Here is a 24,370-nt window from a genome sequence, read left to right on the forward strand (position 1 = left end):
ATATTTATATTTCAAAGTAAATAAACACTACTAACATAGTAGTGTTCATCTTATATAATATCAGTATAATTAAAGAGGAGCAAAAAGTGAAGTAGCATATATAAGTTTTAATTATTTTTTTACCTTATTCATTTTAAAGTAGAACCCAATGCATTGAGCTATAAATACCAAGCTAACTATTCCAAAACCGGGATATAAGAAAGTTATAAGCTGTTTAAAGCCTATTTGAGATATAGGAATGGCTATTAAAAGAATGAGTACAACACCTCTTTTATAAGGGATGTTGTATTTATTTTCAAGGGTTTTACCAACACTATATATATCTGAAACTTCCGTAGAAAACATCTCACACCAAATAATACATAAAAGAAGAATTTGCATTAAAGAGATAAACTTACTAGCTACAAAGAGTAGTGGAATTTCATATTTAAATATTTCAGGTATATTTGCCATTAACATTGAATTAATTAAGAAAGCAAGTAGAGTAAGGACAAGAGCGCCAATGGTTAATCCAGAAATAATAAGACGCTTATTTTTAATTTCCTTACTAATTGGTACAAGAACTCCGCTACAGGATAACATGTTAAATCCTGCATAGAGAAGTGATGATATAATCCACTGTTTATCTATAATAAGGTTTTTATATACTGGTACTTGTTTCATATAGTCCATAGATATAGTATCCTTTGAAAAGAGAAGATAAAGGACAAATATAGTAATAATTATAGTAGTGAGGCTAGGTACTATTATGGAATTAATAGCTATTAGGCCCTTAGTGTCATTTAATAAGGTAATAAGTGCAATTCCAGCCATTAGAAACACTCCAACAAGTCTTGGAATTCCAAAGTGTTGATAAAGTAAAGCACCACTACCTGCAAGAATTATAGCAGCTCCTGAGATTAAAAAGAAGCTAGTAAGATAATCTGTTATTTTTCCAAAGAAACCAGGGCTTACAAGGGTTATAAAATCAGTATAAGAATTTAAGTCATATTTTAAACTTATAGACACTATAATGGAACTTATTATTATGTAAAATACTGCACAGAGTAGAAGTCCATAAAAACTTGAAAACCCATAGGTAGAAAAAAATTGAGTTATTTCTTGACCAGAAGCAAGGCCTGCTCCTACAATGGTGCCAATAAAAACAGTGGCAGCTTGAAAAATTAATTTAAGATTCTTCAAAGTTATCCCCCCAAAAATTATGATAGCTTGTATATTTATATTGAAGTCCACACAAGAATATGTGGAAAACTATTAATATGTGGAAAACTTTTTAAAGTATTGTTAGTGGATTTTGAAAGATAAAAGAGTTAAACTATAATTGAATATAGAAGATTACTATATGGATATATTTAAAATAGATAACAGAAGAATAGGATAGGAAGATTAGAAATGAGAAAAGATTTTAATGGAAAGAGATATCATAGTTTAAATTATTTTTTAAGAAAAAAGTTTAATGGGCAAAAAACTTTTAAAATATCATTAGATGGTGGATTTACATGTCCTAATAGAGATGGAAAATTATCAAAAGGTGGGTGTATATTCTGCTCTGAGAGTGGCTCAGGAGATTTTGCTGGAGATAGGTTATCGTCTATAACTGAGCAGTTTATTGATATAAAGGAAATGATGAATAAAAAGTGGAAAGATGGTAAGTATATAGCTTATTTCCAAGCCTATACAAATACCTATGCGCCTGTAGAAGTATTAAAGAAAAAGTATGATGAAGCATTAACACAAGAGGATGTGGTTGGACTTGCCATTGCTACAAGACCAGATTGTTTAGAAGAGGATGTGTTAGAATTATTAGAAGACTATTCAAAAAGGGTATATACTTGGGTAGAACTTGGACTTCAAACTAGCAATGATACTACAGCTACCCTAATAAATAGAGGCTACAAGTTAGAAATATTTAAAAAAGCAGTGGAGGAACTACATAAAAGGAAAATAGATGTGGTGGCACATATAATCTTTGGACTTCCAGGAGAAAGTAAAGAGGATATGTTAAAAACTGTTAAGTATATTTCTAAGCTTCCCATAAAAGGTGTTAAGATTCATCTTCTTCATGTAATGAAAAATACAAGGCTAGAAAAGCTGCTAGATGAAGGTAAGATTACATTACTAGAAATGAATGAATATATTGACCTTGTAACTAAGGCTATAACAATGTTACCACAGGATATAGTAATTCATAGACTTACAGGAGATGCTCCAAGAAATTTATTAGTAGGTCCTATGTGGAGTTTGAAAAAGTGGGAAGTCTTAAATGCTATAGATAATAAGTTAGTCACTGAAGACCTATATCAAGGAAAATATTATAAAGAATATTAATTTAATTAAATGTATAATCAGGGGGAATAGTACATGAATATTGATGTAGTTATATCTGCACAACATATTAAGCCAGAAAAATTTAAAGATAGGATAGTGGTTGTTATTGATGTCTTAAGAGCAACTTCAGTAATGGTTACAGCATTAAATAATGGTTGTGATAAAATAATTCCTGTAAAAGAGATAGAAGAAGCTATAGATATTGCAAGTAAAGATAAAAATAAATATCTTTTAGGAGGAGAAAGAGGGGGGATAAAAATAGATAAATTTGATTTTTCCAATTCACCTTTAGACTACATTGAGGATATAGTAAAAGGTAAGAGTCTTATAATGACTACCACAAATGGGACTAGAGCTATTAAAAATAGTGAGGAAGCAGAGAAGATATTTATAGGTGCTTTAATAAATGGAAGAGTAGTAGCAGAAAAATTAGCTAAGTTAAATAAGGATGTAACCTTTGTAAATGCAGGAACCGATGGAGAGTTTTCTATGGATGACTTTATAACAAGTGGGTATATAATCAACTGTTTAAGAGATATAATGAAAAACCATTGCACCTTAACAGATATAGCAAAAACTTCAGAATATGTATATATAAATAATCCTAGTATAATAAGTTTTGTAAAAGATGCACTTCATTATAAAAGGATGAAGGATCTTAGGTATAATGAAGATTTAAGATATTGTCTTTCAAAAGATTTAATAAATATAGTTCCAGAATACAAGGATGGAGAAATAAAGGTATATTAATGAACAGAGTTCTTTGCTTCAGAGGGAGTTTTACTCCTACTGAAGCAAAGAACTCTATTTTAAAAACTGCTGTTTTTAGTAGTTCTTTTTCTTTTAGCTAAAGTTAAAAATATGACTTCATATACTACAGTATATAAGGTAAAGAGTGCTATGAAAATGATTTGCTCAATACCATTCATTTTAGAGGTAGCAAACAATATTATTATAGGGAAACAAAAAACAATCTGAACAAATCTTAGAATGGATAAGCCTTTCATAACATCACCTTTTACCAAATATTACTATATTATTATTGTTACACTTTTAGAACTAATATTCAATAAAATCTGTACAACAAATTTATATCTCATTATCCTTATAATTCAAAAAAATAAAAGAATAAAATTACATTATGTAAAAATAAGGGAAATGTTAAATGATATGCATAAGTATACCTAGTAGTAAATAACTAAAATTTTATTGAATTTATATAAAATAATGTACTCATGTAAGGATAAAATGAATAAAATATATAAAGGGGGAATATTTATGGAATTCTTTAGTTATATTACAGAGAATGCATTGATACTAATACCAGTGCTATATATAATTGGTATGATTTTAAAAGGAATAGAGAAGATAAATGATAAATATATACCAGTAATCTTGCTTCCTGTAGGCATACTGTTATCTATGGGAGTTATGCACAGTTTTAGTGCTGATGCAATAATTCAGGGTGTTTTAGTCACTGGGGCTAGTGTATATGCTAACCAACTAGTAAAACAAAGTCAAAAGAAAGAGTAAAGAAGATTTAAATATAAGAGCTATATAATTTATAAATCAACTAAGATTATAAATTATATAGCTCTTTGTAAATAATTAAACCACTTGGAAGATATAAAATTTTAAGTAGTATGATTCATCACTATTCCAAAGAATTGGATGATCAGGAGCTTGAGTTCTAAATTCTACTTGTCTTAGGGTAACCCTTGCATCTTTAGCTGCACTGGCAATGGTATCTCTAAACAGTTCAGGATTCATAAAGTGAGAACATGAACATGTTATAAAATAACCACCTTTATTCACTAATTTCATTCCTCGAAGGTTTATTTCTTTATAGCCTCTTGTAGCACTTTTAATAGTAGAACGAGATTTAGTAAAGGCTGGTGGGTCAAGGATAACCACATCATATTTTCTGCCTTCATCAGACCACTCACGAAGTACATCAAAGGCGTTGTGACATTCAAATTTAACTACATCTTGTAGATTATTAAGCTCTGCATTACGTCTACAGAATTCTACTGCATGCTCTGATATATCTACTCCTAATACTGATTTAGCACCAGCAACACCGGCATTTAATGCGAAGGAACCAGTGTGAGTAAAGCAGTCTAGCACAGTGGCATCTTTGCAAAGCTTATGTATAGCAGCTCTATTTTCCTTTTGATCTAAGAAAAATCCTGTCTTTTGACCATTTTCAACATCAACATAGTACTTAACGCCATTTTCAACTATCTGAATCATAGTATCAAAGGGTTCGGTTAAAAAGCCTTTAATCTGTTCCATTCCTTCAAGGATTCTAACCTTAGCGTCACTTCTCTCATAAATACCTTTAGCATCATATTCTTCTACTAGAATTTTTACAATGATATCTTTATATTTATCAATGCCTAGAGCTAGAGATTGAATAACGTAGTAATTTTCTAATTTATCAATTATAAGTCCAGGCACAAAATCAGCTTCGCCAAACAAAAACCTACAGCTAGAAGTATCTATTATCTTTTTTCTATATTCCCATGCAGCTCTAAGCCTTTTTCTAAAAAATTCTTCATCAATTTCTTCATCAATATCTCTAGTCATAATTCTTATAGTAATTTTAGAAACATCATTAATATAACCTTTTCCGATGAATTCCTCTCTGCAATTATATACTTCTACAATGTCTCCATTTTCATATTCACCATCATATTCTTCTATATCAGTAGAGTAAACCCAAAGGTGACCATTCTCCACACTTTTTCCTTTTCCCTTTAGTAGATAGAATTTACAAGCCATTTACATCCTCCTATTATCAAAACAATAAATTATTAATAATAATTTATATTGTCAAATTTAAAATTGTTCTATATAAAAAATAAATTTACTAAACTTTATTTAGACCTCTTATAGTATAAATTTATAGAGAGAATTTTGCAAATAAATTATTTAATTTTTACCATAGAAAAATCTTTGTTAGTAAAGTATAATATTCTTGGTTTGAATTTTTTAACGCATACCATTTAATGGTGATAGTCAGAAGGATATAGGAGGAAAATGTATGAGTATACTTACAGTTAAAAATATAAGTCATGGTTTTGGGGATAGAGCAATATTTGAAGATGTATCCTTTAGATTATTAAAAGGGGAACATGTAGGTTTAATTGGAGCTAATGGTGAGGGTAAATCTACTTTTATGAATATAATAACTAGTAAACTTATGCCTGATGAAGGTCAAGTAATTTGGTCTAATAATGTGAGAGTAGGATATATGGATCAACATGCAGCTTTAGAACAAGGATTATCTATAAGAGATGTACTAAGAGATGCATTTAAATACCTATTTGATTTAGAGACTGAAATGAATGAACTTTATGGGAAAATGGGTGAAATGGATGAAGAACAAATGAATAAGGCATTAGAAAGAACTGCTGTTATTCAAGATATGCTAGATAATAATGGGTTTTATGTTATAGATGCAAAGGTTGAAGAAGTTGCTAAGGGATTAGGACTTTTAGATGTAGGGCTAGATAAAGATGTAACGGCTTTAAGTGGAGGCCAAAGAACTAAGGTTTTACTTGCAAAGCTTCTACTTGAAACTCCAGATATATTACTTTTAGACGAGCCTACAAACTATTTAGATGAAGCACATATAGAGTGGCTGAAGAGATATCTGCAAAGCTATGAAAATGCCTTTATTCTAATATCTCATGATATTCCTTTCTTAAATTCTGTAATTAATCTTATATACCATGTGGAAGATCGAAAGTTAAGTAGATATGTAGGAGACTATGAAGAGTTTAAGAGAATATATGAAGCAAAAAAAGAACAGCTTGAAAGAGCATATGAAAGGCAACAAGCTGAAATTGCAAAACTTGAAGATTTTGTTGCGAGAAATAAAGCCAATGTTGCCACATCTAACATGGCTAAATCAAGGCAGAAGAAGTTGGATAAAATAGATAGAATAGAGCTTTCTAAGGAAAAACCAAAGCCAACATTTAACTTCAAAACGGGAAGAGCATCAGGTAAGGTTATTTTTGAAACTAAGGATTTAGTTATAGGATATGATAGTCCATTAACAAAGCCTCTTAATATTTCTATGGAAAGAGGACAAAAGATTGCCCTTGTAGGAGCCAATGGACTTGGAAAGACAACTCTACTTAAGAGCCTTATGGGAGACATAAAACCTATAAGTGGAGAAGTTACCCTAGGTGATTATCAACAAATAGGATACTTTGAGCAAGAAGGTGAATCAGGAAATAAAAATACTTGTATAGAAGAATACTGGAAGGAATTCCCTAGCTGTACTCAATATGAAGTCCGTGCGGCATTAGCTAAGTGTGGCTTAACTACTAAGCATATAGAAAGTATGGTTATGGTACTATCAGGAGGAGAAGCTGCAAAAGTAAGACTTGCAAAGCTTATAAATAGGGAAACCAATATACTAATCCTAGACGAGCCTACCAATCACTTAGATGTAGAAGCAAAGGATGAGTTAAAGAGAGCATTACAAGAGTATAAAGGAACTATATTACTAGTTTGCCATGAACCAGAGTTTTATAAAGATGTAGTAACTGATATATGGAATTGTGAGGATTGGACGACGAAGATTGTATAATGCATATTTAAAGTTATGTTGTTGGGTGAGGTGTTATTTTACACCTCATTTTTTTAAATTTTAAAATATTGAATAAGTAAAATTAGTGGACCCAAAAAGGAAAAATGTAGAATATAATATAAGTACATCAAAAGTAATAATGCTATTATAAGTGCATCAAAGGTGATGATGCTATTATGAATGCATCAAAAGGAATGATGCTATTGTAAATGCATCATCATTGAAAAAGTATCTAATAAATGTTAAAATTAAAGAAATATTTAAGAAATTATGAGGTAATAAGCATGTACTTTGCAATTATAGGTGATATAGTTGAGTCAAAAAAGATATTAAATAGAAACGAAGCTCAGGAAAAATTAAATCATATATTAAAAGATATAAATATTGAATATGAAAGAAACATTGCTGCAAAATTTATTATTACATTAGGAGATGAATTTCAAGGCTTATTAAGTAATCCTATTCATTTATTTGATATTATTGATAAAATTAAGTTTAAAATGTATCCTATAAAAATTAGATTTGGAGTTGGGATTGGTAATATTGATACTAATATAAATAAAGAGATGGCATTAGGGGCTGACGGTCCAGCATATCATTATGCTAGAAAAATGATAGAGGAGATTAAAATATTAAATAAAATAAACAGTAAATCACAATATAATACAGATATAGGGGTTAGTTCAATTTATAAAACGGATATAGTTAGTTTAATTAATAATAATTTATGTTTATGTTACTTTATAGAAGAGAAGTGGACAGATAAGCAAAGAGAACTTATTGAAAAAATAATGTTTTCAAATAAAACTCAAAGAGAAATTGCTAATGAATTAAACTTAGCTCAATCAAGCGTACAAAGGAGATTAAAAAGCTCAGGATATTATAATTATATTTATGTAAAACATAGTTTGAATAGAGTTTTGATAGAAGTGTGGGGAGAATATAAATATGCAGATTAAATTTATTGTACTGTGCTTGATAGCACATGTAGTTGGGGATTATTATTTGCAAGATGATGAAATGTCAGAGCTAAAGAAGGAAAAAATAGGTGGCGTATTTAAACATTCAGTATTCTATAGCATTCCATTTATTTTAATTTTACTTTTGTTTAAAAAAAGTTATAAGATAACAGGATTAATACTATTATTATGCTTAGCTCATTTATTGATAGATGTAGTAAAATATTATTTATATAAGGGATATTTAAAAATATTTCATACTGCATGTAAAAAGAATAAAGTAAAGAAGTATATTAAACCATGGATTATATATATATTTGATCAAGTGGTACATATAATTTTACTTATAGCCGTAATAGTTTGTTTTAGGGAGAATTTATATTATCCAATAGATACATTGTATATTGGATATAGTATATTAGGTATCAATGGATTAATGGTTTTAAAATGGGTATTGATGGTGTTATGTATGCATAAGCCGGCAAATATAACTTTTAAAATAATATTTTCAGGATGTAAGCCTAAGGGAAACTTAGTTACTAGTAGTAATAATTCGGTAGTTAATAATAGCATCAATAACAGCGTTGCTAATAATGGTAGTAATAATGGTGCAATTATAGGTTTTTTAGAACGTATAATAATTGCTATGTTTTTATATAGTAATCAATACTCAGCTATAGGATTCATTTTAACAGCAAAGTCAATTGCTAGATATAATAAGATTTCTGAGGATGCGGAATTTGGTGAGTATTATTTAATTGGAACATTATTTAGTACTTTATTTGTTATAGTTATTTATAACTTTATTTTTTAATCAGTTAATAAGATATTTTAATATATTAACTTGAATTATTCAATGAAATTATTTTTATAAGGACAACTACTGCATAGTTTAAATGGTAGATATCAAGCTATGCGTGGTTTTTATTTTTATATGAATAATTTAGGGTAAAGCATATAGTTTTTCAAAAAAAGTAAGAGTGGGAGAAGAAAAAAATGATGTTAGAATAAGTAAAAGTATATTTACAATATAAAATTATGAGAATATGATAAAATGGAATTTAATATAAGGCATCTTCGAAAAATAAATAAGTCAGAATGTTCGTCTGTTTTGTGCTATACTGTGTCAACAGAACCCTTAGATAGTGCTACTATCTGCGGAACCTGTTTCCTTGTCTAACTCAAAATATACTTCTCATCTTTGACTTATTATTTATTTTCAGATACCTTAAATATATAACAAAAACTTTGAGGTGAAAAATGAAAATAAGAGTACCGAAATATCTTAATAAATTCAAATGTATAGCAGATAAGTGCGAGGATACATGTTGTGCTGGTTGGGAAATTGTTATTGATGAAGAAACTTATGATTACTATGAAAATCTTAGTGGTGGCTTTGGAGAAAGACTAAGAAGTGAGATGGTTAATGATGGAGAAGATAATATATTTGTATTGAAAAATGGCAACTGTGCATTTCTAAATGAAAACAAATTATGTGATATATATAATGAACTTGGAGAAGATAGCCTTTGCTATACTTGCAAGAAGTATCCTAGGTATATGGAGGAGTTTGGGAACTTACGAGAAATAGGTATATCACTTTCCTGTCCAGAGGCAGCAAGGATAATACTAAGTGATTCTAATAAGGTTGAATTTGAGTTAAGTGAAAATGATGAGTTTATAACTTCTTATAACGATATTGATGCCATGTTATTTATCGACCTTATGCAGTGCAGAAGTATAATTTTTAATATACTTCAGAATCGTAGTATTGATTTAAATATAAGAGCTGCTATAATTCTTGATTTTGCAAAGGAAGTTCAGGATAAGATAGATGAGGACGATCTAACTAGTTTAAAGACCATTAAAGAAAGATATATGGATAAAAACTTTATAAACAAGACTAGTGATGATCTTAATAAAACTATTAGAGATAAAGAACAATGGTATACTGATATAGAAGAGTATTTTTATGTATTTAAAGGCTTAAAGCATATAAATAACAATGATCCCTTAGGCTTAGATAAGGTGTTATCTTTTATTAAGAGTAGTGTTGAGAATAAAGATATTTATCTAGATAAATATAAGGAATTTAACAATTTTTATAAAGATAATATGTATAAGTTTGAAAATATATTAGTTTATTTTGTGTTTAGATACTTTATGAAGGCTGTCTTTGATTATGATGTGGATGCTAAAGTGAAGACTGCCGTGGTGAGTTACTTAGTAATTAAGCAGTTATGTATAGCAAGATGGGTAGAAAGCGGAGAGCTTAGTGATGAGGATATCGTAGATATAAGTCATACATATTCTAAAGACGTTGAACATTTAGAGGAGAATATAGACACTTTGGCAGAGATTTTTAAAACAAATCCTGTATTTAAAGAAGATAGAATTATAAATATACTAATAAACTAAAAATAAGGTATTAGATAATTAAGTAATATTTAGACTACTTCGATTTTGAAATATTAGATTACAAATGAAAAAATTAAACTTATAGTTGGAGAAGGAGAGATATGGAACATTATAAAATTTTAGGTGTTGATAAAAATGCATCTATGGAAGAGATAACAAAGGCGTATGAAGATAGGATAAATAAATTTAAAGAAGAGATAGAAGATGAAAAAAGAGCAAAATCCTTTATAAAAGTATTTGATGAAGCTTATGAAAAAATAAAGGAAGAGAGAGAAAAAAATAAAAGTCAGCAAACTGTGATTATAGATAATCAAGTGAAAGATTTAAATAATAATTTTCATAAAAATGATAGTAATAGCTATGAAAGTTTTAATGAATATGAACAAGAATCTACAGTTAGTAAAGAAAAGAAGAGATCATCTTCAAAGAGTACATCAATAAGAAAACAAAAAAAATCTAAAAAGAAGTATACAGAAGATAGAGACAATATTAAATCTGAAAAACAAAGCAAAAGGGATAGTAGTAGAAAAGCAGGAAGTAATAAAAAGAGTAGTGAATCTTCCTTTACTCAATTGCCACTTAAGATATTGCTCATGCCTGTGGTAGTTATATTATCCATAATAATATTTCTATGTAAAATATTAAATATAATATCTTGGATTGCATCTAAGATTATAATAATAGCAGCTATAGCTATATGTGCTATCCATGGATATCAAATTTATATTGGACATGCTATTAAATATAAGATATTTGTATTATGTGCTGTGGGCTTTGTAGTTTCTTTATTTTTACCAAGTATCCTAAAAATTCTTGTATCTACGTTAAATAAAGTAAATAACAAATTAAAAAAGTTTGTTTTTTAATGTTAAATCGGTAGAAATATAATTGTTATTATTTTATATTTATATAATTAAAAAGTATAATTTTTAATATATTTTTAAGAAGTTAACTTGAAAAACTTTACTTTACTGAAACTGACCGAACCTTCTGTTGCAATAGTATTTTATTATTGATATAATGAATCAAGTAAAGTTTATTATAAACTTTTTTGATTGTTATAATTGTGGGTTAATTTTATTTTAAAGTAAAGAAAACTAATTCATTCATATCTTGAATATTTTTAAAATAGGAGAGATTGTATATGAAAGAATTTAGTATCAACACAAAGGTCTATTTTGGACAAGGCTCTTTAGAAAAACTAAATGAAATCAAGAATAAAAGAGTGCTAATTGTATGTGATAAATTCATGGAAACATCAGGTATGGCTGAGAAAGTAAAGCAAAAGCTTATTGATTGTCAAGTAGCTGTATTTAGTGATATTGTACCTGATCCATCTGTAGAAGTTATTGCTGAAGGCATTCAGAAATTACAAAATTGTGATGCTCAGGTTATGATAGCTCTTGGTGGAGGTTCATCAATTGATGGAGCTAAAGCTATGAGAGAATATGCAAAAAAAATTACTGGAGGAGTTTCTTCTATAGAAGAATTCTATGCTATACCTACTACAAGTGGTACAGGGTCTGAAGTAACTGAATATGCGGTAATCACTAATAAACAAGAAGGATTAAAGTATGCTCTTGCAGATAAATCTCTTCTTCCAACAGTTGCAATTCTTGATCCGGAACTAGTAAAATCTGTACCTAAGGCTATAACTGCTGATACAGGAATGGATGTTATTACACATGCTTTAGAGGCTTATGTTTCAAAGAATGCTACTGATTTTTCAGATGCTCTTGCAGAGAAAGCACTTACTTTAGCTTTTAGATTTTTACCACTAGCTTATGCTGATGGAAATGATGTAGTGGCAAGAGAAAAGCTGCACAATGCATCATGTCTTGCTGGAATGGCTTTTAATGCTGCTGGCTTAGGAATTACTCATAGTTTAGCTCATGCTGTAGGTGGGAAATTACATATTTCTCATGGAAGAAGTAATGCAATGATACTTCCTTATGTAATAGAATATAATGCCAATTTAAATAAGGGTGCTTTCAATGTAGAATATGACATAGCATCTAAAAAGTATCAAAGAGTTGCAAAATTATTGAAGTTGCATGCGCCAAATGTAAATATTGGTGTTAATAATTTAATTAAAAGTATTGTAGAACTTCAAAAGACTTTGATGATTCCAACAACATTAAAAGAACAAGGCGCTGATATGGAGCTAGCTGAAGCATCAAAAGAAGAAATCATTAAAGCAGCTCTTAATGACATATGTACAACAGCAAATCCTAAAGAAGTAACGGGAGAAGATTTATCAAAAATTTTAGAAAAAGTTTTTGGATAAAATTTTGTATTTTATACCACTCATTAATGGGTGGTTTTTTTATTGGTTCTGTTAAATTCCTTAAATTTAGGCTGAAATGTTATACATTTAACTTGATGTAATAAATTTCCTCTTTACAGTTTGACTATAATATGTAATATTATTTATACGAATAATATATTTTTTCTTTAATTTTACATGGTAAAATATTCATTTTAAGGTTAAATATTATTCTTCAATTATTTTTGAATATTATAAAACTCTGTTTATTCAAAATCACATAATTAAGTATTTATAATTCTCATCATAATCGTAATAATATCCATTTATTTATACAAAAAGTTCGATATAACAATTAGATAAAATTTCATTAGGATTTTTATTATATATAAGTTTATGATAAACATTTTGAAAATTGCAAAGAGTTCGTGGCTCTTAGAATAAATTTAAAATGTTTATAAATATTATAAAGGTGAAGTTGTTTTTTAATGCTTATAAGGACTCCTCATTATATTCTTTACATTTAGTGGGGGAAATTCTTTTTAATAAAGTTTTAAAATCTTTGGAATAAAATGATTTAGATTTTAAAAACGGCTAAAAATATTATAAAAGAGGTGAACTTAGTATGGGAGAAGAATTATATTCCATAGGAAAAGTGGAAGAGATATGTAAAATAACAAAAAAAGCACTGAGATATTATGATAAAATGGGTATATTATCACCTGATAAAGTAGCTGATGAAAGTGGCTATAGATATTACAGCAAGAAAAACTTACTATCTGTACCAGTAATAAAATATTATAAGCAAAGTGGATTTAAGCTAGAAGAAATGAGAGCTTTTTTACAAGGAACAACTTATGATTTTTTTGATAAAAGTTTTAGAACAAAAATTGATGAATTAAGAGAACTTGAAAAGGAAATAAATTTAAAGATAAGATCTGTAAGAGATTGGCATACACTTATAGTTGAGGCACAGATGGTAATTGAAAATAATGTTTGTGATGTCTCTATAAAATATATTGATGAGCGCAATTTAATCTTCTTAAATCAAAATTTTAATTATGATTATATGGAGTGTATAATTAACATAGAGTTTAACAATTACATTGATAGTATAAATAATGCAATAACAGGTCCTGTAATTATATGTTTTCCATCTTTTGAGGATAAGATTAATGGGAAATGTAGTAAGATGAAAATAATGCAAGAGACTATTTTAAAGTGTAAGGACGAAGAAAGTATTGAATTTGGTGGATGGTTAGCAGCTTCTTGCTATCATATAGGTACTCATGAAACAATTAATGAAACATATAAAAAAATAAAAGAATGGGCTAAGGAACATGATTACATATGTTCTGAAGAATCTTATGAAAGATATGTAACAGATTATTGGACAACTAAAAACACTGACAAGTTTGTAACGGAAATTTTGATTAAAATTAGAAGAAAGAGATAGATTCATTAAACTGAAAATACTGAAAACGTTGACCTTAGGGTAAGGGATAAAATGTCGATAAAACTCGGTTTGTAAAAAAATACAAATATATCTTTTAAAAAAAATACATATATTTCTTTTATAAAATAAAATTTCTACTCTATGATATTGACGGAAACTAGTATTTAGCACTTAAAACAACTGGCACAACTAACTTATAATTATTTATTAAGTTAGTTGTGTTAATTTTTTTTGAATTTTGATGACAAATACATGTTGACTTTACCCCATAGGGAAAGGCATATAATTTAATTGTTAATAAAATAACCACAAGATATCAAATGAAAAGTTATTCAATAGTTTTAAAATGAAATATCCCAAATTATAACAATCGCAAAACGTACTCATTGTAAATTTTTATTTAGTAATATAAATTTAAAAGTTATTATCAAATAAGTGGAGGGGATTTATTTTATGAAGGAAGGTTCGAAAACGGTTAGTTTAGAAGCCATTACTGCAAAAAACAAATTATCATCTGATTTCCTTAAAAAAGGTATTTCAATTGCTCTTTTTTCAGGTCTTATGTATGGATTTTATTCAGCATTTTTAACATTGGGAATGACTAAAGGAGTATGGGGTGACTGGTATGGTGCTAATACAGCAGGTTTATCAGCAGTAGCTATTACATATGTGCTTGGTGCCCTTGGTAGTGCCGTAAACGATACATGTAGTGCTGTTTGGGCAGTAATTTATGCAACTGTTAAAGGTAAACTTGGAGATTTCTTCAGATGTCTTAAAACCAAACCAGGTGCTGTAATGATATTGGCAGCTCTTATCGGAGGACCAATTTCAAGTACAGCTTTTGTTGTGGCTTTACAAATGGCAGGTTCAATTGTTATTCCAATTACAGCTCTTTGTCCAGCTATTGGTGCTATTTTAGGAAGAATATTATTCAAACAAAAACTAGACAAACGTATGATGCTTGGTATATTCATCTGTGTTGTATCTAGCTTTATGATTGGAAGTACTAGTATTGGTGGAGATGCTCCAGCTGGAATGTTCCTTGGAATTTGTATTGCATTTATTGCAGCTCTTGGATGGGGATTTGAAGGTTGCGTAGCTGGATATGGTACATCTATGATTGACTCAGAGATTGGTATTACAATTCGTCAAGCTACATCTGGGCTTTCAAATTTAATAATATTAGTACCTTTATTTGGAATGATATTTGGAGATGGGATTAAATTTTCAACTAATTTAGTTAGTCAAGCATTTACAAGTGGTCCTGCAATGATATGGTTTGCACTAAGTGGTCTTTGTGCTTTTGTTTCATACATGAGTTGGTATAACGGCAATAGTATGTGTGGTGCTGCTCTTGGTATGGCTTGTAATGGTACATATTCCTTCTGGGGTCCATTCTGCTGTTGGATAATTCTTGGAGTGATAGGTGGTATGGACGGATGGGCATTACCTCCAATCGTATGGATTTCTGCGGTATTAATGATGTTCGGTATCCTTGTAATAGCTATGAATCCAATGGATTTGTTTAAAAAGAAGGAGGTATAAGATAATGAAGCCGCTTAATTATGCAATATTAAAATATTTTACAAAAATTAATGAAGCTTGCGCTGATGATGTTATAAATGCTCTAAAAGGTGAGTATGGCAACTTTAAAGCTTTGAAAAAGAAAGCTGTAATTACGGCGTTAATGACAGCGGAGGCAAATGGTCTCATTGAAGAAACAAGATTTGAATTAGATAAAAATGGTGAGTTGAGAGTTTATTATAGAGCCCATGAAGATGGTGCTGCTACAATCAACAAATATATAAAAGACTAAGAAAAATTTTTGAATTAATTAATTAAAAGGCTCATTGCTATAATTTATGTTTCATAGGGATGAGCCATAATTATTTATTAATATACAAAAGATATGGTTAATTGAAAGGAGTTTTATTTTATGAAGGAAGTTTCAAAAGCAGTAAGCCCACAAGCTATGGCTGCAAAGAAGAAATTATCAAGTGATTTCTTCAAAAAGGGTATATCTCTAGCTTTATTTTCAGGACTTACCTATGGGTTATATACAGCATTCCTGACTATGGGTATGACAAAAGGAGTATGGGGTGACTGGTATGGCATTAATTCAGCAGGTTTATCAGCATTTGTTATAGCATACTTACTTGCTGCACTTGGTAATGCAATAAATGATACATGTAGTGCAGTTTGGGCTATTTCATTTGCATTAGTAAAAGGTAAATTTAAAGACTTTGTAAGATGTATTAACACTACTCCGGGACGAATTATGATATTAGCAGCTCTTATTGGAGGACCTATAGCTGGTACTGCTTATGTTATAGCTCTTCAAATGGCTGGACCAATAGTTGTTCCAATATCAGCTCTTTGCCCTGCTATTGCTGCTATATTAGGAAAAATTTTATATAAGCAGGAATTAAATAAACGTATGGCTTTAGGTATTGCGGTATGTGTATTTGCTAGTTTTTTAATTGGTAGTACAGGCTTTAGTGGTGGAGCTTCAGCGAATACTTTAATCGGTATTTTAATAGCTATTATTGCAGCTCTTGCATGGGGATTTGAAGGTTGTGTAGCTGGATATGGTACATCAATGATCGATCCTGAAATTGGTATTTGTATTCGTCAAGTTACATCAGGTATAGCAAATTTATTCATCCTAGTTCCTGTTTTTGGAGTTATGGCTGGTGGAATGAACATTTCTGTTGACCTTGCTATACAAGCATTTACAAGTGGTCCTGCAATGATTTGGTTTGCATTAAGTGGTCTTTTATCATTTATCACATTTATGACATGGTATGCTGGAAACAGTATGTGTGGAGCAGGGCTTGGAACTGCATGTAACGGTACATATTCATTCTTTGGACCATTATTCTGCTTATTGTTATTAGGAGTATATGGTGGAATGGATGGATGGTCATTACCTTCAGTTGCTTGGATTGGAGCTGTAATAATGATGTTTGGTATCCTTACAATATCTATGAATCCACTTGATTTATTAAGAGGAAAAAAAGAGGGGGATAAAATAGATGAAGCCGCTTAATTATGCAATATTAAAATATTTCACTAAAGTAGAAGAAGCTTGCGCAGATGACGTTATAGAAGCGTTAAAGGGACAATATGGAAGTTTTAAAGCTTTAAAAAAGAACGCTGTAATTACTGCGTTAATGACAGCAGAAGCAAATGGTCTTATTGAGGAAACAAGATTTGAATTAGATAAAAACAACCAATTAAAGGTTTATTATCATGCCCATGAAGATGGTGCAGCAACAATTAACAAATACATAAGAGATTAATTTTTAACATTACCCATAGGGTAATGCTTATAAGGAAAAATCTCTTATGTATTTAGTAAAATAGTTATTCTTATTAAACATTAAGAAAAGACTTTACTCTTAACAGCATAATTTCTTGTAAAAATATTTAAGAATTTTAATGCAAGAAATATATTGACTTTCCCCCAAAGGGTAAGGGATATAATCAATATATAATAACAAACAAAAGATGCATGCAAAAATAGATATAATATATAGAAGTTATGTAGTTAAGCTAAAGTATATTGAGCTAAAAATAGGAAGGAGGAATTAGTAATGAGATATTATGGAGATGAGGCTTTAGGCCTTGTAGAAACAATAGGATTGGTTCCTGCACTTGAGGCTGCAGACAAAATGCTTAAGGCAGCTAATGTTGAATTAATTTCATATGAAAATATTGGTTCAACACTTGTAACTATTATGGTAAAAGGTGATGTTGGTGCAGTAAGATCTGCTGTAGAAGCAGGTGCTGAAGCAGCAGCAGCAATTGGTAAATTAACAGCACACAATGTTATGCCACGTCCAATTAGAGAAGTTGGAGATATCGTTTCAGTACACGATATCGACGCATAAAGCATAGAAAGGAAATGATTTACATATGTCAAGATATGAAGCTTTAGGATTAATCGAAACTTTTGGTCTGGTTTTTGCTTTAGAAGCAGCAGACGCTATGTGCAAAGCAGCAGATGTAGAACTAATAGGATATGAAAACGTTGCGTCAGGTTATATATCTGTTTTAGTTCGTGGTGATGTTGGTGCTTGCAAAACAGCAGTAGATGCTGGTGTTGCAGCAGTTGAAGGAATGGAAGGTGGAAGCCTTTATAGTTCAATAGTTATTCCAAGACCACACCAAGATCTAGAAAAAATAATAAAACGTTATGCAATTACAAATCTTGTAACAGAATAATAAATAGAAAAACTTTTTATAAGGAAAAGGAGAGAGAAAAATGAATATTATTGATAATGATTTACTCTCCATGCAGGAAGCGAGAATTCTTGTTGAAAATGCTCGTGAGGCACAAAGAAAATTAGCAGCTTTCCCACAAGAAAAACTTGATGAGATAGTTGAACGTATGACCGAAGAGATTGAAAAACATTTAAAAGAACTTGCAAAAATGTCTAATGAGGAAACTGAATATGGAAAGTGGGAAGATAAACATATTAAAAATCACTTTGTATGTAAGTATCTGAAAAACAGACTTAAAGGTATGAATTGTGTAGGTATCATTAGTGAAGATAAAATGAATAAGACAAAGGATATAGGAGTACCAATGGGGGTTATTATAGCCTTTTCTCCATCAATGAGTCCTGTTTCTACAACCATATATAAGGCGTTAATTGCAATTAAGTCAGGAAACGCAATTATATTTTCACCTCATCCAAGAGCTAAAAATACAATTTCTAAAACAATTGATATTTTAATTAGAGCTGCAGAAGGGGTAGGACTTCCAGAAGGTGCACTTGCATATTTGCATACAGTGACGTCAAGTGGTTCATTAGAACTTATGAATCATAAAGATACATCACTTATAATGAATACAGGAGTTCCAGAAATGCTTGATGCAGCTTATAAATCCGGCAAACCAGTAATTTATGGTGGCAATGGAAATGGTCCAGCATTTATAGAACGTACTGCTGATATTGAGCAAGCTGCTAAAGATATTATTGACAGTAAGAGCTTCGATTATGGAGTTGTATCTGCTGCTGAGCAATCAATTGTTGTGGATAGCTGTATAGTAGCTGAAGTAAAACAAGAACTTATTAAAAATGGTGGATACTTTATGACAGAAGAAGAAGCTGAAAAATTGGCATCAATCTTATATTACAAAGATGGAAGTTCTGACATGGATATGATCGGAAGATCACCACAATTTTTAGCGAAAAAGGCTGGATTCAGTGTTCCTGAAAATATAAGAGTTCTTATTTCTCAGCAAAAATTTGTATCTCAAAAAAATCTTTATTCAAGAGAAAAGCTTTGTCCTGTTTTAGCTTTTTATATAGAAGATGACTGGATGCATGCTTGTGAAAAGTGTATAGAATTATTACTTAGTGAGAGACATGGACATACACTTATTATACATTCAAAGGATGAAGAGGTTATTCGTCAATTTGCATTAAAAAAACCTGTTGGAAGAGTACTTGTTAACACTCCAGGAACTTTTGGAAGTATGGGAGCAACCACAAACTTGTTTCCATCAATGACTCTAGGCAGTGGATCTGCAGGGCATGGAATGACTTCAGATAATGTTTCACCTATGAACTTAATATATGTACGTAAAGTTGGATATGGGGTTCGTAAGGCAGATGAAATTGTTGGCATGATGGACAATAAAGAGGATTCTAACTATGAAGTTTTAAAAGATAAATTAAATGCAAATGAAATTGATAGTGTTAAGCTATTAGAGAATATTTTGAAAAAAGTTTTAAATGACTTAAAATAATAGATCATACTAAATGTATGAAATATATTAAAGAATGTGAGGGAATAAATTGGATATTCGTGAATTTTCAAATAAATTTATGGAAGCAACTCAAAATATGTCTGATGAAGAACGTGCTAGTTTAATGAAGATGTTTTCTAGTGTTTCCAAAGAAATAACAAAGGAAGAACCAACTACTAGCTGTGTTGTGTGTGACAATAATGGTCAAATTCCAGATGGAATAACAGAACGTTTAGTTAAGTTAAAGGAAAAATACTTAACTCATGTACCAACAATCACTACTCACAAAGCAAGAGTTATTACTCAAATTGCAAGAGAAAACCCTGGTATACCTAAGGCAATTTTACGTGGTAAGTCTTTCAAGCGTTGCTGTGAAACTGCACCATTAGTAATTCAAGATAATGAGCTTATCGTTGGTGCACCAAATGGACAACCACGTGCTGGATCTTTCTCTCCTGATATATCTTGGAGATGGATGAGAGACGAACTTGATACAATAGGAACTCGTGCTCAAGACCCATTCTACGTATCAGAAGAAGATAAGAAGATCATGCGTGAAGAATTATTCCCATTCTGGGAAGGTAAATCAATTGATGAATACTGTGAGAGTCAATACAGAGAAGCTGGAGTATGGGAACTTTCTGGAGAATCTTTCGTATCAGATTGTTCATACCATGCATTAAACGGAGGAGGAGACTCTAACCCAGGATATGACGTTATCTTAATGAAAAAAGGTATGCTTGACATAGTAAAGGAATGTAATGAGAAATTAGCTGACCTTAGCTATGAAAGACCAGAAGATATGGAGAAAATATACTTCTATAAATCTCTAATCGATACTGCAGAGGGTGTTATGATATATGCTAAACGTATGTCAGATTATGCTGCAGAATTAGCTGCAAAAGAAACTAATCCTACTCGTAAAGCTGAGTTATTAAAAATTTCAGAAGTAAATGCTAGAGTTCCAGCTCATAAGCCAAGCACTTACTGGGAAGCAATTCAATCAGTTTGGACTATAGAATCATTACTTGTAGTTGAAGAAAACCAAACAGGTATGTCCATAGGACGTGTTGACCAATATATGTACCCATTCTACAAAGCGGATATTGAAGCTGGTCGTATGACTGATTTTGAAGCATTTGAGTTATCTGGTTGTATGCTTATAAAAATGTCTGAGATGATGTGGCTTACAAGTGAAGGAGCTTCTAAATTCTTCGCAGGTTACCAACCATTTGTTAACATGTGTTTAGGTGGAGTTACTAGAGAAGGAAGAGATGCTACAAATGAATTAACATACCTTCTAATGGATGCAGTTCGTCATGTTAAGATATATCAACCAACATTAGCTTGTCGTATACACAAAGCATCACCTCAAAAATATCTTAAAAAGATAGTTGATGTTATCCGTGCAGGTATGGGATTCCCAGCATGTCACTTTGATGACGTTCATATAAAAATGATGTTAGCTAAGGGAGTTTCTATAGAAGATGCAAGAGATTACTGCTTAATGGGATGTGTTGAGCCACAGAAGTCAGGAAGATTATATCAATGGACTTCTACAGGATATACTCAATGGCCTATATGTATAGAACTTACTCTTAACCATGGTGTACCACTATGGTATGGTAAGCAAGTATGCCCAGATATGGGAGATCTAAGCAACTTCAAAACTTACGAGCAATTTGAAGCAGCTGTTAAAGAGCAAATTAAATTCATTACTAAATGGACAAGTGTTGCTACAGTAATTTCTCAACGTGTTCACAGAGACCTTGCACCAAAACCACTTATGTCTATGATGTATGAAGGATGTATGGAAAATGGTAGAGGAGTAGAAGCAGGCGGAGCTATGTATAACTTCGGACCAGGAGTAGTATGGAGTGGTCTTGCTACTTATGCAGACTCTATGGCAGCTATAAAGAAATTAGTATTTGAAGATAAAAAATATACGCTACAAGAAATGAATGAAGCTTTAAAAGCGGATTTCGTTGGATATGAACAACTTAAAAAGGATTGTTTAGAAGCACCTAAGTATGGTAACGATGATGATTATGCAGATTTAATTGCCGCTGATTTAATTAACTTTACTGAGCAAGAACATCGTAAGTATAAGACATTATATTCAGTTCTTAGCCATGGTACTTTATCAATCTCAAACAACACTCCATTTGGACAACTTACAGGAGCTACAGCAAATGGACGTAGAGCATGGATGCCTTTATCAGATGGTATAAGTCCAACTCAAGGAGCTGACTTTAAAGGACCAACTGCTATAATTAAATCTGTTTCTAAAATGTCTTGCGAGGATATGAATATAGGTATGGTTCATAACTTCAAGTTAGTAGCTGGTCTTCTTGATACACCTGAAGGTGAAAATGGAATCATTACATTACTACGTAGTGCATGTGCCCTTCAGCTTGGAGAAATGCAGTTCAACTATTTAGATAACAAAACATTACTTGAAGCACAAAAACACCCAGAGCAATACCGTGATTTAATTGTTCGTGTTGCTGGATACAGTGCATTCTTTGTTGAGTTATGCAAAGACGTTCAAGATGAAATTATCAGCAGAACTGTGCTTACACACTTTTAATTAAAGAATTGTATAAAATCTGTAATCTGCAGCAGTGTTCTGTAGATTACAGATTATAAATAAGATATATATTAAAAATCAAGGTAATGAAACTGGAGAATGAAAAATATGAGTAATGAAAACTTAGGTATAATCGAACGAAAAGCGACGATTTTTAATATACAGAAATATAACATGTATGATGGAGATGGAGTAAGAACTTTAATATTCTTTCAAGGTTGTCCTCTTCGTTGTAAATGGTGTGCAAATCCTGAAGGCCTAGTTAAAAAGCATAGAGTTATGTTTAAAAGTAATTCATGTGTTAATTGTGGGGCTTGCGTTTCTGTTTGTCCTGTTGGAATACATACCATATCTAATGAAACTTTAAAGCATGAAGTTAATCGTGATATTGATTGTATCGGATGTGGTAAGTGCAAAGAAGCTTGTCTTAAATCTGCTTTAACAATAGTTGGAGAATTAAAAACTATTTCTGAACTGTTGGAGATTGTAGAGGAAGATAGAACTTTTTATGAAGTTTCTGGTGGTGGTGTTACATTAGGCGGTGGTGAAGTTTTAATGCAGCCTGAAGCAGCTTGCAGCCTGTTAATGGCATGTAAGCAATCAGGGATAAATACTGCAATTGAAACTTGTGGTTATGCAAAACTTGAATCAGTACTTAAGGTTGCGGAGTTTACAGATTTATTCCTATTTGATGTTAAACATATTAATTCTGATAGACACTTTCAGTTAACAGGTGTGAGGAATGAACAGATTTTAGAAAATCTGCAAGAACTACTTCGCCGCAAATATAATGTTAAGATTCGTATGCCTTTACTTAAAGGTATAAATGATTCTCAAGATGAGATTGAAAAGACTATGGAGTTTTTAACACCATACAAAGATTATAAAAATTTTAAAGGGATTGACTTACTTCCATATCATAAAATGGGGGTAAATAAATACAATCAATTAGGAATGGAATATCCTATAAAGGATGATCCAAGTTTAAAGAATGAAGATTTAGATAGAATAGAAGGATGGATTAAAAAGTACGATTTACATGTAAAAGTAATCCGTCATTAAATAATTTTCAAATAGATAATAAGATGGAAGGTAAGGTTTATGGGAGATTTTCTTGATAGAAACATACAGCGTGTTATACAAGAGTCAGTGCCAGGAAAGCAGATTACAATAGCACATATCATTGCGTCACCTATGTCTGATATATATGAACGTCTTGGAATCGATGAAAAAGGAGCTATAGGGATTTTAACTCTTTCTCCATATGAAACTGCAATAATAGCAGCAGATATTGCTACAAAGTCTTCTAATGTTGAAATTGGGTTTCTTGATCGTTTTACAGGTTCTGTTGTAATAAATGGCGATGTTCAAAGTGTGGAAACAGCACTTGGAGCAGTAAACGATACGTTAAGAGATATGCTTGGATTTACTCCGGCACCCATTACAAGGACATGAGAAAAAAGCGCATAATGGTAATTGGACCTTCAAGATGTGGTAAAACCACATTAGTTAATACTCTAAATAATTATGATGGTCCGCTAAAACGAACACCAGATTTAATTTATGGTAAAAACACTATTGATGTTCCAAGTGCTTATTTAGAAAATTCATGGATGTACAAGCATATAATAGCAGCAGCTCAAGATGCATCTCATGTGCTTATATTGGTTGATCAGTCTAATTGCAATGAAATATACTCCCATGGATTTGCAAAGTCTTTTAGATGCCCGGTGATTGGAGTTATTACAAAATGTGACTTGATACCTGAAAATGAAGAAAAATGTTTACGACAGTTGAAGAACATAGGAGTATCAAAGCCATATTTTAATATTAGTTTTCCAATGGGAACAGGAATTGATGCTTTGAAAAAGTATTTATCCGATGACTACCCGCTCTAATACTCCCAGTTTCTATCAAAGTGGGAGATAAGGGCGGCTACGTCCCTGGATAACGATTTCTAAGCTTCAGGTGGAGCGAAAAAACTCCACC

The 24,370-nt window shown here is 30.9% G+C and carries 23 protein-coding genes; 21 read left to right on the plus strand and 2 right to left on the minus strand.

Features of this window, described 5'->3' with window-relative positions:
• Nucleotides 1-111 precede the first annotated feature (111 nt).
• Nucleotides 112-1,188: a transporter gene (locus B2694_RS01440; RefSeq protein ID WP_414632699.1), complete on the minus strand. Its 1,077-nt coding sequence runs from the start codon at nucleotides 1,186-1,188 to the stop codon at nucleotides 112-114.
• A 204-nt stretch (nucleotides 1,189-1,392) separates the two neighbouring features.
• Between B2694_RS01440 and B2694_RS01445 the strand changes: the two genes are divergently transcribed.
• From B2694_RS01445 to B2694_RS01455, 3 genes are all read left to right on the plus strand, one after another.
• A complete protein-coding gene (locus B2694_RS01445; protein WP_346884251.1) occupies nucleotides 1,393-2,328 on the plus strand; it encodes a TIGR01212 family radical SAM protein in 936 nt (311 codons plus the stop codon).
• A gap of 33 nt (nucleotides 2,329-2,361) precedes the next feature.
• Nucleotides 2,362-3,078 (plus strand): 2-phosphosulfolactate phosphatase, encoded by a 717-nt coding sequence (locus tag B2694_RS01450; RefSeq protein WP_346884252.1) that lies wholly within the window; start codon nucleotides 2,362-2,364, stop codon nucleotides 3,076-3,078.
• A gap of 528 nt (nucleotides 3,079-3,606) precedes the next feature.
• Entirely contained in the window at nucleotides 3,607-3,861 is a 255-nt protein-coding gene (locus B2694_RS01455; RefSeq protein WP_035134826.1) for a phage holin family protein, read from the plus strand.
• A 75-nt stretch (nucleotides 3,862-3,936) separates the two neighbouring features.
• On the opposite strand, the gene B2694_RS01460 is transcribed toward B2694_RS01455, so the two are convergent.
• Nucleotides 3,937-5,112, minus strand: coding sequence for a class I SAM-dependent rRNA methyltransferase (locus tag B2694_RS01460; RefSeq protein WP_346884253.1), 1,176 nt, complete (start codon nucleotides 5,110-5,112; stop codon nucleotides 3,937-3,939).
• A 262-nt stretch (nucleotides 5,113-5,374) separates the two neighbouring features.
• Here B2694_RS01460 and B2694_RS01465 point away from each other — a divergent pair, with 262 nt between their 5' ends.
• The 18 genes from B2694_RS01465 to B2694_RS01550 all read left to right on the plus strand — a co-directional run bounded on the left by B2694_RS01465 (nucleotide 5,375) and on the right by B2694_RS01550 (nucleotide 24,279).
• Nucleotides 5,375-6,931, plus strand: coding sequence for an ABC-F family ATP-binding cassette domain-containing protein (locus tag B2694_RS01465; protein WP_346884254.1), 1,557 nt, complete (start codon nucleotides 5,375-5,377; stop codon nucleotides 6,929-6,931).
• 284 nt (nucleotides 6,932-7,215) lie between these two features.
• Nucleotides 7,216-7,890, plus strand: coding sequence for a SatD family protein (locus tag B2694_RS01470; protein ID WP_346884255.1), 675 nt, complete (start codon nucleotides 7,216-7,218; stop codon nucleotides 7,888-7,890).
• Complete coding sequence (locus B2694_RS01475; protein WP_346884256.1) at nucleotides 7,880-8,704, plus strand: DUF3307 domain-containing protein; 825 nt, start codon at nucleotides 7,880-7,882, stop codon at nucleotides 8,702-8,704. Before B2694_RS01470 ends, B2694_RS01475 begins: the two co-directional genes overlap by 11 nt.
• Nucleotides 8,705-9,150: 446 nt before the next feature.
• Nucleotides 9,151-10,308, plus strand: coding sequence for a flagellin lysine-N-methylase (gene fliB, locus B2694_RS01480; RefSeq protein WP_346884257.1), 1,158 nt, complete (start codon nucleotides 9,151-9,153; stop codon nucleotides 10,306-10,308).
• A 101-nt stretch (nucleotides 10,309-10,409) separates the two neighbouring features.
• Nucleotides 10,410-11,174, plus strand: coding sequence for a molecular chaperone DnaJ (locus tag B2694_RS01485; protein WP_346884258.1), 765 nt, complete (start codon nucleotides 10,410-10,412; stop codon nucleotides 11,172-11,174).
• A gap of 278 nt (nucleotides 11,175-11,452) precedes the next feature.
• On the plus strand, nucleotides 11,453-12,595 hold the full coding sequence (locus tag B2694_RS01490; RefSeq protein WP_346884259.1) for a 1-propanol dehydrogenase PduQ: 1,143 nt from the start codon (nucleotides 11,453-11,455) through the stop codon (nucleotides 12,593-12,595).
• Between the two features lie 604 nt (nucleotides 12,596-13,199).
• Nucleotides 13,200-14,030, plus strand: a complete 831-nt coding sequence (locus tag B2694_RS01495) for a MerR family transcriptional regulator (RefSeq protein ID WP_346879857.1) — start codon at nucleotides 13,200-13,202, stop codon at nucleotides 14,028-14,030.
• Nucleotides 14,031-14,483: 453 nt separating this feature from the next.
• Complete coding sequence (locus B2694_RS01500) at nucleotides 14,484-15,575, plus strand: hypothetical protein (RefSeq protein ID WP_346884260.1); 1,092 nt, start codon at nucleotides 14,484-14,486, stop codon at nucleotides 15,573-15,575.
• Between the two features lie 4 nt (nucleotides 15,576-15,579).
• On the plus strand, nucleotides 15,580-15,846 hold the full coding sequence (locus tag B2694_RS01505; RefSeq protein ID WP_035134846.1) for a hypothetical protein: 267 nt from the start codon (nucleotides 15,580-15,582) through the stop codon (nucleotides 15,844-15,846).
• A 120-nt stretch (nucleotides 15,847-15,966) separates the two neighbouring features.
• Nucleotides 15,967-17,079: a hypothetical protein gene (locus tag B2694_RS01510; protein WP_346884261.1), complete on the plus strand. Its 1,113-nt coding sequence runs from the start codon at nucleotides 15,967-15,969 to the stop codon at nucleotides 17,077-17,079.
• Complete coding sequence (locus tag B2694_RS01515) at nucleotides 17,066-17,332, plus strand: hypothetical protein (protein WP_150843637.1); 267 nt, start codon at nucleotides 17,066-17,068, stop codon at nucleotides 17,330-17,332. Before B2694_RS01510 ends, B2694_RS01515 begins: the two co-directional genes overlap by 14 nt.
• A 294-nt stretch (nucleotides 17,333-17,626) precedes the next feature.
• Nucleotides 17,627-17,923 (plus strand): BMC domain-containing protein, encoded by a 297-nt coding sequence (locus tag B2694_RS01520; RefSeq protein WP_346870054.1) that lies wholly within the window; start codon nucleotides 17,627-17,629, stop codon nucleotides 17,921-17,923.
• A gap of 25 nt (nucleotides 17,924-17,948) precedes the next feature.
• Nucleotides 17,949-18,257: a BMC domain-containing protein gene (locus B2694_RS01525; RefSeq protein ID WP_035134854.1), complete on the plus strand. Its 309-nt coding sequence runs from the start codon at nucleotides 17,949-17,951 to the stop codon at nucleotides 18,255-18,257.
• A gap of 40 nt (nucleotides 18,258-18,297) precedes the next feature.
• Nucleotides 18,298-19,791, plus strand: coding sequence for an aldehyde dehydrogenase family protein (locus B2694_RS01530; RefSeq protein WP_346884262.1), 1,494 nt, complete (start codon nucleotides 18,298-18,300; stop codon nucleotides 19,789-19,791).
• A 49-nt stretch (nucleotides 19,792-19,840) separates the two neighbouring features.
• Nucleotides 19,841-22,381, plus strand: a complete 2,541-nt coding sequence (gene cutC / locus B2694_RS01535; protein ID WP_346884263.1) for a choline trimethylamine-lyase — start codon at nucleotides 19,841-19,843, stop codon at nucleotides 22,379-22,381.
• Between the two features lie 108 nt (nucleotides 22,382-22,489).
• A complete protein-coding gene (gene cutD, locus B2694_RS01540) occupies nucleotides 22,490-23,443 on the plus strand; it encodes a choline TMA-lyase-activating enzyme (RefSeq protein WP_346884264.1) in 954 nt (317 codons plus the stop codon).
• Nucleotides 23,444-23,482: 39 nt separating this feature from the next.
• Nucleotides 23,483-23,836, plus strand: coding sequence for a BMC domain-containing protein (locus B2694_RS01545; protein ID WP_035134859.1), 354 nt, complete (start codon nucleotides 23,483-23,485; stop codon nucleotides 23,834-23,836).
• Entirely contained in the window at nucleotides 23,833-24,279 is a 447-nt protein-coding gene (locus tag B2694_RS01550; protein ID WP_346884265.1) for a EutP/PduV family microcompartment system protein, read from the plus strand. The genes B2694_RS01545 and B2694_RS01550 overlap by 4 nt, the downstream gene beginning before the upstream one ends.
• Nucleotides 24,280-24,370 lie beyond the last annotated feature (91 nt).

This window comes from Clostridium sp. UBA4395 (assembly GCF_002390995.1).
In the GTDB taxonomy this organism is placed as follows: Bacteria; Bacillota; Clostridia; order Clostridiales; family Clostridiaceae; genus Clostridium_J; species Clostridium_J sulfidigenes.